General features: G+C 66.4%; 12 protein-coding genes. 3 read left to right on the forward strand and 9 right to left on the reverse strand.

Going from position 1 to position 13,265, the window contains the following annotated elements; translation table 11 throughout:
• Window positions 1-8 precede the first annotated feature (8 nt).
• Window positions 9-692, forward strand: a complete 684-nt coding sequence (locus tag ACI0FO_RS07910) for a GntR family transcriptional regulator (RefSeq protein WP_416025560.1) — start codon at window positions 9-11, stop codon at window positions 690-692.
• Window positions 693-719: 27 nt separating this feature from the next.
• Here the strand turns inward: ACI0FO_RS07910 and ACI0FO_RS07915 are convergent, their stop codons facing one another.
• The 9 genes from ACI0FO_RS07915 to ACI0FO_RS07955 form a co-directional block, all read right to left on the reverse strand.
• Complete coding sequence (locus ACI0FO_RS07915; RefSeq protein WP_416025562.1) at window positions 720-2,375, reverse strand: TRAP transporter large permease; 1,656 nt, start codon at window positions 2,373-2,375, stop codon at window positions 720-722.
• A 2-nt stretch (window positions 2,376-2,377) separates the two neighbouring features.
• Window positions 2,378-3,004 (reverse strand): TRAP transporter small permease subunit, encoded by a 627-nt coding sequence (locus ACI0FO_RS07920; RefSeq protein WP_416025563.1) that lies wholly within the window; start codon window positions 3,002-3,004, stop codon window positions 2,378-2,380.
• Between the two features lie 94 nt (window positions 3,005-3,098).
• On the reverse strand, window positions 3,099-3,875 hold the full coding sequence (locus ACI0FO_RS07925; protein ID WP_416025565.1) for an ABC transporter permease: 777 nt from the start codon (window positions 3,873-3,875) through the stop codon (window positions 3,099-3,101).
• The gene (locus tag ACI0FO_RS07930) at window positions 3,872-4,681 is read right to left on the reverse strand and encodes an ABC transporter ATP-binding protein (RefSeq protein ID WP_416025567.1); all 810 of its coding nucleotides are present in this window, start codon (window positions 4,679-4,681) and stop codon (window positions 3,872-3,874) included. The genes ACI0FO_RS07925 and ACI0FO_RS07930 overlap by 4 nt, the downstream gene beginning before the upstream one ends.
• On the reverse strand, window positions 4,678-5,703 hold the full coding sequence (locus ACI0FO_RS07935) for an ABC transporter substrate-binding protein (protein ID WP_416025569.1): 1,026 nt from the start codon (window positions 5,701-5,703) through the stop codon (window positions 4,678-4,680). The genes ACI0FO_RS07930 and ACI0FO_RS07935 overlap by 4 nt, the downstream gene beginning before the upstream one ends.
• A gap of 64 nt (window positions 5,704-5,767) precedes the next feature.
• On the reverse strand, window positions 5,768-6,985 hold the full coding sequence (locus ACI0FO_RS07940; RefSeq protein ID WP_416025689.1) for a xanthine dehydrogenase family Fe-S subunit: 1,218 nt from the start codon (window positions 6,983-6,985) through the stop codon (window positions 5,768-5,770).
• A gap of 5 nt (window positions 6,986-6,990) precedes the next feature.
• On the reverse strand, window positions 6,991-7,818 hold the full coding sequence (locus ACI0FO_RS07945) for an FAD binding domain-containing protein (protein WP_416025571.1): 828 nt from the start codon (window positions 7,816-7,818) through the stop codon (window positions 6,991-6,993).
• Window positions 7,815-10,214: a xanthine dehydrogenase family protein molybdopterin-binding subunit gene (locus ACI0FO_RS07950; protein ID WP_416025573.1), complete on the reverse strand. Its 2,400-nt coding sequence runs from the start codon at window positions 10,212-10,214 to the stop codon at window positions 7,815-7,817. The genes ACI0FO_RS07945 and ACI0FO_RS07950 overlap by 4 nt, the downstream gene beginning before the upstream one ends.
• Before the next feature lie 22 nt (window positions 10,215-10,236).
• A complete protein-coding gene (locus ACI0FO_RS07955) occupies window positions 10,237-11,340 on the reverse strand; it encodes a TRAP transporter substrate-binding protein (protein ID WP_416025575.1) in 1,104 nt (367 codons plus the stop codon).
• Between the two features lie 305 nt (window positions 11,341-11,645).
• On the opposite strand from ACI0FO_RS07955, the gene ACI0FO_RS07960 reads away from it, so the two are divergent.
• Both ACI0FO_RS07960 and ACI0FO_RS07965 read left to right on the forward strand, forming a co-directional pair.
• The gene (locus tag ACI0FO_RS07960) at window positions 11,646-11,960 is read left to right on the forward strand and encodes a non-heme iron oxygenase ferredoxin subunit (RefSeq protein ID WP_416025577.1); all 315 of its coding nucleotides are present in this window, start codon (window positions 11,646-11,648) and stop codon (window positions 11,958-11,960) included.
• 2 nt (window positions 11,961-11,962) lie between these two features.
• Window positions 11,963-13,264 (forward strand): NAD(P)/FAD-dependent oxidoreductase, encoded by a 1,302-nt coding sequence (locus tag ACI0FO_RS07965; RefSeq protein WP_416025578.1) that lies wholly within the window; start codon window positions 11,963-11,965, stop codon window positions 13,262-13,264.
• Window position 13,265 lies beyond the last annotated feature (1 nt).

Raw genomic sequence — 13,265 nt, forward strand, 5'->3', positions numbered from 1 at the left:
CCCCTGCCATGAACGCCATCACGCCCGACGCCCTGCAAGCAGAGGCCCCCGACGCCACGCAGCGCGCGGTGGCCGCCCTGGAAGAAGACATCGTCTTCGGCCGGCTGCACCCGCGCGAACGCCTGACCGAAGACGAGCTGATGGCGCGCTTCTCCATGAAGCGCCACGCCGTGCGGCAAGTGCTGGCCGAGCTTGAGCTATTGGGAGTCGTGGAAAAAAAGCGCAACATCGGCGCCGTGGTGCGGGCGTTTTCCACCCGTGAAGTGATGGAGCTGTATGCGCTGCGCGAAGTCCTGGAAGTGCATGCGGCCAGCCAGATGCCGCTGCCCGTGCCCGAAGCACGGCTGGCGGCGCTCGTGGCGGTGCAACGGGAGCACGACGCGGCCGTCGCCGATGGCGACGCGCGGCGCGTGTTCCGCAGCAACCAGCATTTCCACCGCGAATTCTTCGGGCTGCTCGACAACGCCGTGCTGGGCCAGGCCATCGAGGAATACGCCCGGCGCACCCACCCCATTCGCTTCGGGACGCTGGTGGCCGCCGGTTACCGCGAACGCGCCCGCCAGGAGCACTGGGCGATGATCCAGGCGCTGCGCGACGGCGACCGGGCCGGGTTGATGACGGTGTGCCGCGACCACCTGCTGCCCTCGCGCGATGCCTACCTGGCTTCCGAGCTGGCGCGGCCGGGGCGCTAGCCCGCGCTACCGCCCGCGCCGCCCCGCCTACTTGAACGGATTCGAGTCGGCGCCGTAGCTGCCGCCGCCATACGCCCCGCCCACTTCCAGCGACACCGAGCCGGGATCGACCACCGACGCGTCGCTCTTGTAGTGCATCACCATGCCCGGAAAGGCCATCACCGCAGCCACCATCAGCAGCTGGATCACGATGAACGGCACCGAGCCCCAGTAAATCTGCCCGGTGGTGACCGGCTCGATCATCTTCCCGGTGACCCGGTCCTTGTAGCGGTCCCGCGGCGCCACGGACCGCAGGTAGAACAGCGCGAAGCCGAATGGCGGGTGCATGAACGACGTCTGCATATTGACGGCCAGGATCACGCCAAACCAGATCAGGTCGATGCCCAGCTTATCGGCCACCGGCCCCAGCAACGGCACGATGATGAAGGCCAGTTCGAAGAAGTCCAGGAAGAAGGCCAACACGAAGGTCAGGACGCTGACGACGATCAGGAAGCCCCACTGTCCGCCGGGCAGCCCGGTCAGCAGGTGTTCGACCCAGAGGTCGCCGTTGACGGCGCGGAACGTCAGGCCGAACACGGTCGACCCCACCAGAATGAACACCACGAAGCAGGACAGCTTGGTCGTCGTGTCCATTGCCTGCTTCATCAGGTCCAGCGTCAGACGGCGGCGGATCAAGGCCATCAGGATGGCGCCCACCGCCCCCATGGCCCCGCCTTCGGTCGGCGTCGCCACGCCAATGAAGATCGTGCCCAGCACCAGGAAGATCAGCGCCAGCGGCGGAATCATCACGAACGTCACCCGCTCGGCCAGCGCCGATAGCAGGCCCAGCCGCAATGCCTTGTTGATCAGCGCGATGACGAACGCCGTGGCGCCCCAGAACAGCAGCGCCACCACGATGCGCTCGTCGACCGGCGCGGTGTTGTTTTCGACCCAGCGCCCCAGGAAGTACGCCGACACCGCGGAAATAACCATCAGCACCAGCAACGAACGGCCGCCGCGCGTGCCGTTCGGTTCCTGGAAGCGGCGCGCCTCTTCGGGTAGCGCGGGCGCCGAAGCCGGTTTCAGCAGGCTCATGACGACCACATAGACGATGTACACGCCGGCCAGCACGAAGCCCGGCACCATCGCCGCCCGGTACATGTCGCCGATCGAACGGCCCAGCTGGTCGGCCAGGATGATCAGCACCAGCGACGGCGGGATGATCTGCGACAGCGTGCCCGACGCGGCGATGACGCCGCTGGCCAGTTTCCGGTCATAGCCGTTGCGCAACATGATCGGCAGCGAGATCAGCCCCATCGAAATGACCGAGGCCGACACCACGCCCGTGGTCGCGGCCAGCATCGCGCCCACGAACACCACCGCGATGGCCAGCCCGCCCCGGACCGAGCCGAACAGCTGGCCGATCGTCTCAAGCAGGTCTTCCGCCATGCCCGACCGCTCTAGCACCAGGCCCATCAGCGTGAAGAACGGCACCGCCAGCAGCGTGTCGTTGGAAATGATGCCGAACACCCGTTGCGGCAACGCCTGGAACAACGAGGAATTGAGCAGCCCCAATTCCATCCCGACCAGCCCGAACAGGATGCCGTTGGCCGCCAGCGCGAACGCGACGGGAAAGCCCATCAGCAGGAAGACGATCAGCGTGGCGAACATGATCGGCGCCAGATTGGCAATGAAGAACTCCATGATCAGCCGCCCTTGTTGTTCAGTTCACGCAGTGCGGCCGCTTCGCGCGCTTGCGCTTCACGGGCGATTTCTTCGGCCAATTCCTCTTCCGCGCTCTTGGCGCCCTCGCGTTCGCGCGGGTCGCGGCAACGCCCCATCAGAAAGCCGATGCATTTGATCAAGTGCGACAGGCCGGCCAGCACCAACAACGCGAACCCCACGGGTATCAGCAGTTTGACGGGCCAGCGGATAAGGCCGCCCGAGTTGGAGGACTGCTCGTTGCTCAGGTAGGAATCCATGAACACCGGCCAGGACAGGGTCATGATCAGCACGCACGCCGGCAGCAGGAAGCACAGCACGCCGAAGATCTCGATCCAGACCTGGGCGCGCCGCGACAGGCGCGAGGCGATGATGTCCACGCGCACATGGTCGTTCTTCAGCAGCGTGTAGCCCGCCGTCAGCAGGAACATGGCGCCGAACATGTACCACTGCAATTCCAGCCAGGCGTTGGAGCTGTAGTGGAAGACCTTGCGCACGATGGCGTTGCCGGCGCTGACCAGGACGACCAGCAGCGTCACCCAGGACACCACCCGGCCCATCCGCAGGTTGATCGCGTCTATGCCGCGCGATAAGGCGAGTAATGCTTGCATCTGTTTTCCCCAGAATTGTTTTTTGACCACACGTTTTTGATCACACGTTCTCGCGGCCCCGGCGGCGTCCGCCGCCCCGCGCCCGGAACCCGCCTCAGCCGTCTTCGCGGTGATGCGCCAGCCACGGCGTCGACCGGCGTTCCAGCCACGCCAACAGCGCGAACAGCAGCATGCCCATCAGCGCCAGCACGAAAATCGCGGCAAACACCCTTACCGTGTCGAACGTGCCCTGCGCGCTCATGATCACGTAGCCCAGGCCGCGCTGCGACGACACGAACTCGCCCACGATGGCGCCCACCAGCGCCAGCGAGATCGACACCTTCATACCCGCCAGGATCGAGGGCAGCGCGCTGGGCAGCCGCACCTTGAAGAAGAAATCGCGCCGCGAACCCTTCAGCACCCGCCCCAGGTCCAGCACGTCTTGCGGCACCGACCGCAGGCCATGGACGGTGTCCACGATGATCGCGAACACGGCGATCAGGAACGCGATGGCGATCTTGGGCTCGGCGCCCGTGCCCATCCAGATCACGAACAAGGGCGCGATGGCGACCTTCGGCACACTGTTCAGCGCCACGATCAAGGGGTAGATGAAGCGTTCGAACCAGCGCGACCCGACCAGCATGATGGCGATCGCCACGCCGCCCGCCACCGCCAACGCAAAGCCGGCCAGCGTCGTCATCAAGGTGTAGGCGGCGTGGCCGGCATACCAGCCCCACTCCGACGCCAATTCCAGCACTACCTGCCCGGGCAGCGGCAGCATGATGGGACGCACATGGAAGATCCGGGCCGCGAACTCCCAGCACAGCAGGAACACGGCCACCGACACCAGCCCCGCCATCCGGCGGCCGGCCCCCCGCAATAGCCGGATCATCGGACGACCTCCACGCGCGCGTCGGCCCGGGCGCCCTCGTCGATCAGGCCCATTTGCTGGAACAGCCCCCGGATGTGCCGCACGTATTCGCCGAACGCCGGCGTTTCGCGCAGCGCCAATGGCCGGGGCCGCGGCAGGTCGATCTCGATCGACTCAAGGATGCGGCCGGGGCGCGGCGAAAACACCATCACCACGTCGCCCAGGAACACGGCCTCGGCGATCCCGTGGGTCACGAACAGCACGGTATTGCGCGTCTCCATCCAGATCCGCTGCAGCTCTACGTTCATCTGGTCGCGGGTCAGCGCGTCCAACGCGCCGAAAGGCTCGTCCATCAAAAGCAGTTGCGGGTCGTCGACCAAGGCGCGGCAGATCGCGGCGCGCTGGCGCATGCCGCCGGACAGTTCGCGCGGATAGCTTTGGGCAAACGATTCCAGGCCGGTCAGGGCCAGCAGCCCGCGCACCTTTTCCTCGTAGGCCGCCACGGGCTTGTGCGCGAATTCAATCGGCAGCAGGATGTTGCGCCAGACATTGCGCCATTCCAGTAGCGCATCGCGCTGGAACACCATGCCCATGCCTTGTGGCGGCCCCTGCACCGGCACGCCCGCCACGCTCAGCTCGCCGCTGGAGATCGTTTCCAGGCCGGCCACGCAGCGCAGGAACGTGCTCTTGCCGCAACCGCTAGGCCCCAGGATGCTGACGAAGCGGCCTGACGGCACCTCGACCGATACCGCGGCCAGCGCCTCCACGCCCGATGCCCCGGGATAACGTTTGCGCACATTCCGCGCGTCGACGGCCCACGGCGTCATGGTTGCACCAGATTGTCGTAGCGCTCCGGGTGCGCCAGGCCAGGCACGTAGAACGTAGCGGGCTCGGCACCCGCGCTAACCAGGCCCACGGAGGACAGCGTCTTGACCGCCTCGGTCCAGTCCTGCGGCACGATAGCGCCAAGCCGCGCACCGGGCACGGGCTGTCCGAAGTACGGCTGCAAGGCGTCGATCTGGCCGCGCAACACCGTCTTGTCCAGCCGGGCCTGCGGCCGTTGCGCCAGAATGGCGGCCACCGCCTCGTCCTGATGCCCGGCGTAGATGTATTCCCAGGCGCGCGCCGTCACGCCGGCAAATCGTGCGATGGCCTCGCCCCGCTGCGCCAGCTTCGATTCGTTGGCGAACAGGCCGAAGCTGGGCATGTTCAAGCCGAAATCGGCGAAACGCACCGCGCGGGACGGCCGGTTCTGCGAGACGACCGGCAGGAAAAATGGAATCGTGGAGAACGCCGCGTCGGTCCGCCCCACGGCATAGGTGGAGGCTTTGCCGGCGGCGTCCACGTTGATCAGTTCAAGGTCGCTTTTCTTCAGTTTGCCCGCCGCCAGAAAGGCATCGATGAACGGCGCTTCCAGCGAACCGGCGGTGTAAGCCACCTTCTTGCCCTTCAGTTGGGCTGGCCCGGTAATGCCAGCGTCGGCGGGAACCAGCAACCCGATATCGCTCTGGCGCGCGAACACCGCCACCGCCTTGACGGGCATGCCCTTCTCGCGGGCGATCATCATGGAAGCCAGCGCGGCGTGCCCCACGTCGAAACTGTCGCCCGCCCCGACAATCTGCACCGTCGTGACCGACCCATTGCCGTCTTCCAGCGATACGTCCAGCCCGGCCTGCTTGTACCAGCCCTTTTGCTGGGCCAGGTGAAACGCGCCGTGCACGCCCCATGGCGTCCAGTCCAACCGCACCCTCAGCGGCTCTGGCGCCTGCGCCCAGGCCGATGCGCTCAACCCGGCGGCCGCCAGGCCCAATACCGCTTTGCGCCACCCTCTTGCGAATACAGCGTGCATGGTTTTCCCCGTCATCCGTCGACACTGTGCGGCCGCCATTGCAGCGGCCTATCCCCGTGCGTGCTCAGCCGCCGCGGCCGAACCAACGCTTGATGCGCGCCCACAGCACGCTGAAAAACATGGCCGTGGGATTGAAACTGGCTTGAACCAGGGGCTCACCCTGGCCGGCGGGCTGACGCAGCCGGGCCGTCACGTTGTTGCCGAAGTCCGCGATCATGCGGCGCACGAAATCCTGCACCAGCCCCGACCGAGAAAACTGCGCCAGCGGACCCTGCAGCGAATACAGCAGGTTCACGTTGACCCGTGTTTCGGTCGGCGACAGCGCTTCAAGCTGATAGGTGATATCGCCATTGGCGCGCGACTGGCTCAGCGAATCCTGCCCGGCGCCCCGGAACACCGCTCGCATGGCGGCGTCGTCCCGTTCCAGCCGGGCCGCGCCGTTGAAGGCCGCGGCCATCGGGCCAAACTTGATGGCGACGCGGCCTTTGACGCGATCGCCCTCGTGCGATTCGATCGAGGCGCCCGGCAGGCAACTGGCCAGGGCCGGCAAGTCAACCATGAACGCCCAGACGTCCGCTGCCGGGAACGGCACCTGGAAGCCAGCGTCGATCTGGCTGCCGCGGCCCTCCTTCTTGCCGGCGGGGGCCGCCGCCGCACTGGCCGTTGCGGCCGGCTCAGCAGGGTTGGAGGATTTGACGGCGTGCGCCGTCGGCGTGAAACCAGCGAACGCCACGGGTTTCTCCACCGCCGGCGCCGCGCCGCGCCCCTGCGCCAAGGCCGCGCGCAATCCTTCGACGGCGGCGTCGGGCTGCGCCCGCAGGTCCGCCAGCACCGACATCACGGCGGCAACGATACCCATGTAGCCGGTGCAGCGGCAAAGGTTGCCCGACAGCTCCACCCGGACGCGGCTTTCGTCGGCCTCGGGCAGCCGCAGCACGATATCGCGCGAGGTCGCCAGCATGCCCGGCGTGCAATAGCCGCATTGCAACGCGTGATGCTTGGTGAAGGCCGCGCGCAACCGCTGCATCACCGGATCGGCGTCGTAGCCTTCGATGGTTGTCACCTGCCGGCCTTCGCAAGCGACCGCGAACGAAATACAGGACCGCACCGGCGCGCCATCCACCAGCACCGTGCAGGCCCCGCAAACGCCATGCTCGCAACCAAGGTGAGTGCCGGTCAGGCGTGCCTGATCGCGCAAGAAATCCCCCAGATGCATGCGCGCGGGCGCCTCGTGCGACACGCGCTTGCCATTCACTTCCAATGTCACCTGAACCATGGTTATTCCTGTCAACCCAACGCCTGAGCCAGGCAGCGCGCCACGGCCGTCCCGTGCAGCTTGCGGTGGTGTTCATCCTTGTCCGGCATGACGCCGGCCAGTTCATCGGCCAGCAGCGTCTCGTCCAGGCCCGCCAGCCCCTGCCGCGCGACGCGCGCGGCCAATCCGGGCAGCAGCTTGGGCGCGCCGTCCAGGGCGCCCACGGCAACGCGGGCGGCGCCCGTCGCCGGATCGAACCAGGCGGCGCAGCTGGCCTCGGCAAATTCGCCGGTTTTGCGGCAGAACTTGTAGTAGCCCCAGCGCGACTGGGGGCTGGCGACCGGCACGTGCACCGCGGCGATGAGTTCGTCGTCGCGCAGGTCCGTGGTGTAAGCGCCTTGCATGTAACCGTCTGCGGGCAACATGCGCACACCGTCCGGGCCGGCGATTTCCAGCGCCGCCCCCAAACCGACCACGGTCAGCACCCAGTCGGCCGCCGGATCCGCATGCGCCAGGCTGCCGCCCAACGTCCCCCGATTGCGGATGGCGCGGTAGGCAATGCCTGGCGCCACCTGCTGCAACGGCGTGCCGCGAAGAAGTTCGTGCACGCCATCTTCGATTTCAGCGTGTGTCACGGCCGCGCCCACGCGCAGCATGCCCCCCTGCCGCGTGACGGTCCGCAGTTCGTCCAGACCCGAGATGTCGATCACCACCGGCGGACGCGCCAGGCGCAGGTTCAGCATCGGGCCCAGCGACTGGCCCCCGGCCATCAACTTGGCGCGGCCATCGTGCCCCCGCAGCGCGCCCAGCGCTTCCTGCAGCGTGCCGGGGCGCGCGTATTCGAATGCAGCGGCCTTCATGCCATCACCTCGGCGGCGGCCTGAACGGGCTGCTTGCCCTGCGCAATGGCGGCAAGCACCCGCGTGGGCGACAAGGGCGTGCGCAACAGTTCGGCCGCGCCAAGCGGACGCAGCGCGTCGTTGACCGCGTTGAACAGCACGGCAGGCGGCGCGATGGCGCCGCCTTCGCCCATGCCCTTGGCGCCGAATTCAGTATGCGGCGACGGCGTCTCGAAATGATGCAGCCGCATGTTGGGGACTTCCGTGGCGCCGGGCAACATGTAGTCCGCCAGGGTCGACGCCAGGGGCTGCCCATTCTCGTCGTAAGGCGTCTCTTCATAGAAGGCGGTGCCAATGCCCTGGGCCACGCCGCCGATGGTCTGGCCTTCGACCACCATGGGATTGATCATGGTCCCGCAATCCTCCACCACCACGTAGTCCAGGATTTCGACGCCGCCCGTGCCCGGATCGACGGCGACCACCGCCGCGTGGGTCGCATAGGTAAAGCAACCCGTATCAACCTTGGGCTTGTAGCCCACCGTGACCTCAAGGCCGCTGGGATCGACATCGGGCGGCAACAGTTGCGGCCGCAGATACCAGGCGTCGGCCACGTCCTTCACCGACACCGACTTGCCGTTCGCCTCCAGCCGGTCCTGGTTCCAGGTCACGCTCGCGGGATCGACCTGCAGCAAGTGCGCGCCGATATGCGTTAGCCGGGGCAGCAGGCGTTTACAGGCCTGCGACACCGCCCCGCCCGACATCACCAGCGAGCGGGACGCGTAGGTGCCGGTGGAAAATGGCGTCTGCCCGGTATCGCCGTGCAGCAGCTTGATGCTGCCCACGTCGACACCCAGGATCTCGTTGGCGATCTGGGCAAAAGTAGTCTCCATGCCCTGCCCGTGGGAATGCACGCCGACCCGCAGCTCCAGGCCGCCGTCGGGCGTGACCCGCGCCGTCGCCTGATCGAAGCCCGGGATCACGGGGGTGCCCCAGGCGGCGAACACGGACGTGCCATGCGCGGCCTGCTCGGTATAGGTGGCCAAGCCCACGCCGATCAAACGGCCGTCGGCTTCACCGCGACGCTGGCGTTCGCGCACCGCGTCCACGCCGATCATGTCCATGGCCTGCTGCAAACTGGCGGGATAGTTGCCGCTGTCCAGGTGCTTTCCGGTGACGTTGACGAACGGCATCTGGTCGCCCTGCACCAGATTTTCGTGGCGGACTTCCCAAGGCTCGCGCCCGACTTCACGCGCAATCGCATCCATCGTCAGTTCCATGGCAAAGCACACGCCGGTGCGCGCCACGCCGCGATAAGGCACGAATCCGGGCTTATTGGTGGCCACCGCCCGCGTAACGCAGCGGTATCCCTTGAAGGCGTAAGGCCCGGGCAGGTTTCCGATGGCCTGGCCCGGTTCCAGGCCGATGGTGAACGGCCAGACGGAATAGGCGCCGCCGTCGATGGTGATCTTGGCGTCCAGCGCCAGCAGTTTGCCGCGGCGGTCGGCATAGGCCACCATCTCGTAATGGTGCTCACGCGAATTGGCGCCCGCGGTCAAGTGTTCACGGCGGTCCTCGATAAAGCGGAACGGCCGTTTGAAGGTCTTGGCCAGCCACGCCACGCACAGTTCTTCCTGCTGCAAGACGCACTTGTACCCAAAGGCGCCGCCCACATCGGGCGACACCACCCGCACGCGGCCCTGCTCCAAATCCAGGCATTGCGCCAGCACGCTGCGGATCATATGCGGCACTTGCGTGGCGCTGACCACCACCAGTTGGTCGGCCTGGTGGTCCCAGTACGCCAGCACCGCCTTGCCTTCCATGGGCACCATGCATTGGCGCGCGAGGTCGATCTTGCGCCGGACCACCACGTCGGCCTGGGCCGCGTACTCGTCAAACTGCTTGTCGGCATTCAGCGTGACGAAGACGTTGTCACGCCACTGCTCATGCAGCAGATCGCCCGTTGCAGCCTGCGCGCTATCAACGTCGGCATACACCGGCAGGTCGTCGTAGTCGACCTCGATCAGTTCGGCATAGTCTTCGGCTTCGGCGCGCGTCGGCGCAAACACCATGGCGATGGGTTCCCCCACGAAACGCACTTTTCCCGACGCCAGCGGCGGCTGGGCCGACGCTTGATAGGTCGGCAGCGTGGAATCGGCCACGATGTCGCGCGCATCGGGCATCGACTGGCGCAGGAACACGTTGCCGGCGACCGCGTCGGCCACGCGCACCGCCGAAATGCGCGCATGCGCAAGCGGGCTGCGCAGGAACGCGACTTCGCTCAAACCCGGCATGGCCATGTCGGCCACGAAATTGCCCTTGCCGTGCAGGTGGCGCGCGTCCTCCTTGCGCGGCACGCGCGCACCCACTCCCTGCGGCTTGCCCGGCCGGCCGTGCGCATTGGCGTGATCTGTCGTCATGACTGCCCTTCGCCTCCCCGGGTCACTTGGCCTGCGCCTTCGCCACGGCGGCGAAGGTGTAGTTGTCCAGCGGGCTTTCGGCAACGCGGAACCAGCCGGCCTGATCCACCTGGAATTTTTTCCAATCCGGATAGATCGCGGCAAAGTCCGGATTCTTGGCAGACAGTTCCACCCACAGCTCTTGCGACGCGTGATAGGCGGCGTCCATCACTTCCTTGGGGAAGAAACTGACTTTGGCCCCGCCGGCAATCAGCTTGCGCAGCGCCAGAGGATTGCGCGCGTCGTAGTTGGCCAGCATGCGCATGGTCTGCTCGCCCGCGGCGGCTTCGAACGCGGCCTGGTAGGCCGGGGGCAGTGCATCCCAGGCCTTGTCGTGCACCATGCTGGTGATCGACGCGCTGCCTTCGAACCAGCCGGGGGAATAGTAGTAAGGCGCCACCTTATTGAAGCCCAACTTCTCGTCGTCGTATGGCCCGATCCACTCGGCTGCGTCGATGGTGCCCTTTTCCAGCGCCGGGTAGATATCGCCAGGCGGAATCTGCTGCGGCACCGCGCCCAGCTTGGACAAAACCATGCCGCCAATCCCCCCGATCCGCATGTTCAACCCTTTCAAGTCAGCGACCGACTTGATTTCCTTGCGGTACCAGCCACCCATCTGTACGCCGACGTTGCCACAGACGTGATTCACGATGTTGTATTTCTTATAGAGCGCCCGCAGCATCTTCAGGCCGCCGCCCGAATGGATCCAGGCATTGTGCTGGCGCGCATTCAACCCGAACGACAGGCCGGTATCGAACGTCAGCGCCGTGTTCTTGCCGATATAGGCCGTGCTGAGCACGTGGTTGCATTCGACCGTTCCGTTGCTGACCGCGTCCATGTTCTGCGCGGCCGGCACCAGTTCGCCGCCGGGAAACGCGCGGATCTCGAACTTGCCTTCCGTCAATTGCGCCACGCGCTTGCAAAGTTCTTCGGCCGAACCATAGATGGTGTCCAGGCTCTTGGGCCAACTGGTCGACATGCGCCAGCGCACCGCCGGCGCGGACTGCGCGATGGCGGGCATGCCGACAGTGGCAAGTCCGGCGCCGGCGGCGCCAGCGGCTTGTGCGAGGAAACGGCGTCGTTGCATGTAGTGCTCCCGATCTGATTCGATTGAGTCCCCTTGGACCCGCCTCAACCCATGCCAACGCCGCATTTTCAAGACCCAAAAAAACGTTAGCACACTGAATTGTTAGTCAGCATACTGACAGTAATTTTGAGTGTCAACAAGGTTAATCCCGACTGCGAAAGGCGCGAAAACCCTGCATTTCCAGCCGCTTACGAGGGGGCAGCAAGCCGCCCGTCTTCATCGCGTCGGGGAAATCCCTAGCTCCTGAGTTGATTTTTTGGGCAGTACACTGACCACATTACTCAGCATACTGATTAGAGAGTTCTATGAACTGGATCCGCATTGCCTCTACCGACCAGATCACTGACGACGACGAAGTCATTCCCGTCGCGGCCGGCGAGAAACAGCTTGCGCTATATCGTAGCGAAGGCGAGTTCTTCGCGTCGGACAACGTCTGTACGCACGCCTACGCACTGCTGTCCGACGGCTACCTGGAAGACGGCTGCATCGAATGCCCGTTGCACCAGGCAAAATTCGATATCCGCACCGGCCAGGCCATGTGCGCGCCGGCCACCCGCGGCATCCGTGTTTACCCGGTAAAAGTAGAAGGTCAGGACATCTACGCGAATGTGCAGGGGTGAACATGGCTGACGCCGACTCGATCCTCATCATCGGCGCCGGGCAGTCCGGCGCGGTCGCGGCGGCGGCCCTGCGAGACCTGGGCCATGACGGCCCCATCACGTTGGTCGGCCGCGAGCCGCATGCCCCCTACGAACGCCCGCCCCTGTCCAAGGCCGTGCTGCAAGCAGCCGACGCGCATGCGCAGACGGCCGTCCATCCCGGCGGCTTTTATGAACAGCGGCGCATCGCATTGCTGACCGGCGCCGAAGCCGTGCGGCTGGATGCCGCGGGCCATCTGGTTCACCTGGCCGACGGACGCCGCCTGCCCTACCGCCGCTGCCTGCTTGCCACCGGCGGCCGCGCGCGCGAACTGCCCAGCCTGCCCCGCGGCACGCCCGGCGTGCATTACATCAGGACGTTGGATGACGCGGCGGCGCTGCGCGCCGGCTTGACGCCGGATGCGTGCGTCGCCGTCATCGGCGGCGGTTTTCTTGGCCTGGAAGTCGCATCCACCGCGCGCGGCCTGGGCGCACGCGTGACCGTGCTGGAAAGCGCAACGCGCCTGCTGGAACGCGTGCTGCCGCCGGCCTTGTCCGACTGGCTGGCCGAACGCGCCCGGCATGCTGGCGTGACGCTGCGCCTGGACGCGCGCATTGCGCGCTGCGACTGGCAGCCCCTTCCCGATGACACCGTCCCGCATCAGGCCCGCTTTACGATCGAACTGCAGGACGCCACCGTGATCGACGCCGACGTAGTGGTCGTCGCCATTGGCTTGTCGCCCGAGGTGTCGCTGGCCGCCCAGGCCGGCCTGGCGCTGGACCCTGCCAACGGCGGCATCGTCGTTGACGCCGACTGCCGCAGCAGCGACCCCGACGTCTACGCAGCCGGCGACTGCGCCAGCCAGCACCGGCGTCATCTGAACATGGCGCTGCGGCTGGAGTCGTGGCAGAACGCCAACGAACAGGCGCGCACCGCCGCCGCTGGCATGCTGGGCCAACCCGCGCCCGGCGAACCCTATCCGTGGTTCTGGACGGACCAGTTCGGCTGCAACGTGCAGATGCTGGGTCTGCCGCAACCCGGGCTGGCCTATACCTGCCGCGGCACGCCCCAAAGCGAAGCCGACGCGCCCAAGTTCATCTGGCTGGGCCACCGCGACGGTGTGCCGGTCCATGCCATTGCCATCAACGCCGGCGGCGACCTGCGCCAATTGCGCGTGCTGTTCGAACAAGGCCTGCGCATCGATCCGCAGCGCTATGCCGACGAGACCGTGGCGCTTAAGCCGCTGGTGAAAGCCTGCCAGCAGCTCGTCGCCGCCACGCCCTGAA

The sequence above is a fragment of the Achromobacter marplatensis genome (genome assembly GCF_049060505.1).
GTDB classification, from domain to species: Bacteria; Pseudomonadota; Gammaproteobacteria; order Burkholderiales; family Burkholderiaceae_B; genus Achromobacter; species Achromobacter marplatensis_A.

What these genes read in the sequence shown, in the direction of transcription:
- ACI0FO_RS07915 (WP_416025562.1), bottom strand. Translation starts at nt 2,375, where the DNA reads ATGGAGTTCTTCATTGCCAATCTGGCGCCGATCATGTTCGCCACGCTG.
- ACI0FO_RS07910 (WP_416025560.1), top strand. Translation starts at nt 9, where the DNA reads ATGAACGCCATCACGCCCGACGCCCTGCAAGCAGAGGCCCCCGACGCC.
- ACI0FO_RS07930 (WP_416025567.1), bottom strand. Translation starts at nt 4,681, where the DNA reads ATGACGCCGTGGGCCGTCGACGCGCGGAATGTGCGCAAACGTTATCCC.
- ACI0FO_RS07935 (WP_416025569.1), bottom strand. Translation starts at nt 5,703, where the DNA reads ATGCACGCTGTATTCGCAAGAGGGTGGCGCAAAGCGGTATTGGGCCTG.
- ACI0FO_RS07960 (WP_416025577.1), top strand. Translation starts at nt 11,646, where the DNA reads ATGAACTGGATCCGCATTGCCTCTACCGACCAGATCACTGACGACGAC.
- ACI0FO_RS07965 (WP_416025578.1), top strand. Translation starts at nt 11,963, where the DNA reads ATGGCTGACGCCGACTCGATCCTCATCATCGGCGCCGGGCAGTCCGGC.
- ACI0FO_RS07925 (WP_416025565.1), bottom strand. Translation starts at nt 3,875, where the DNA reads ATGATCCGGCTATTGCGGGGGGCCGGCCGCCGGATGGCGGGGCTGGTG.
- ACI0FO_RS07945 (WP_416025571.1), bottom strand. Translation starts at nt 7,818, where the DNA reads ATGAAGGCCGCTGCATTCGAATACGCGCGCCCCGGCACGCTGCAGGAA.
- ACI0FO_RS07950 (WP_416025573.1), bottom strand. Translation starts at nt 10,214, where the DNA reads ATGACGACAGATCACGCCAATGCGCACGGCCGGCCGGGCAAGCCGCAG.
- ACI0FO_RS07955 (WP_416025575.1), bottom strand. Translation starts at nt 11,340, where the DNA reads ATGCAACGACGCCGTTTCCTCGCACAAGCCGCTGGCGCCGCCGGCGCC.
- ACI0FO_RS07920 (WP_416025563.1), bottom strand. Translation starts at nt 3,004, where the DNA reads ATGCAAGCATTACTCGCCTTATCGCGCGGCATAGACGCGATCAACCTG.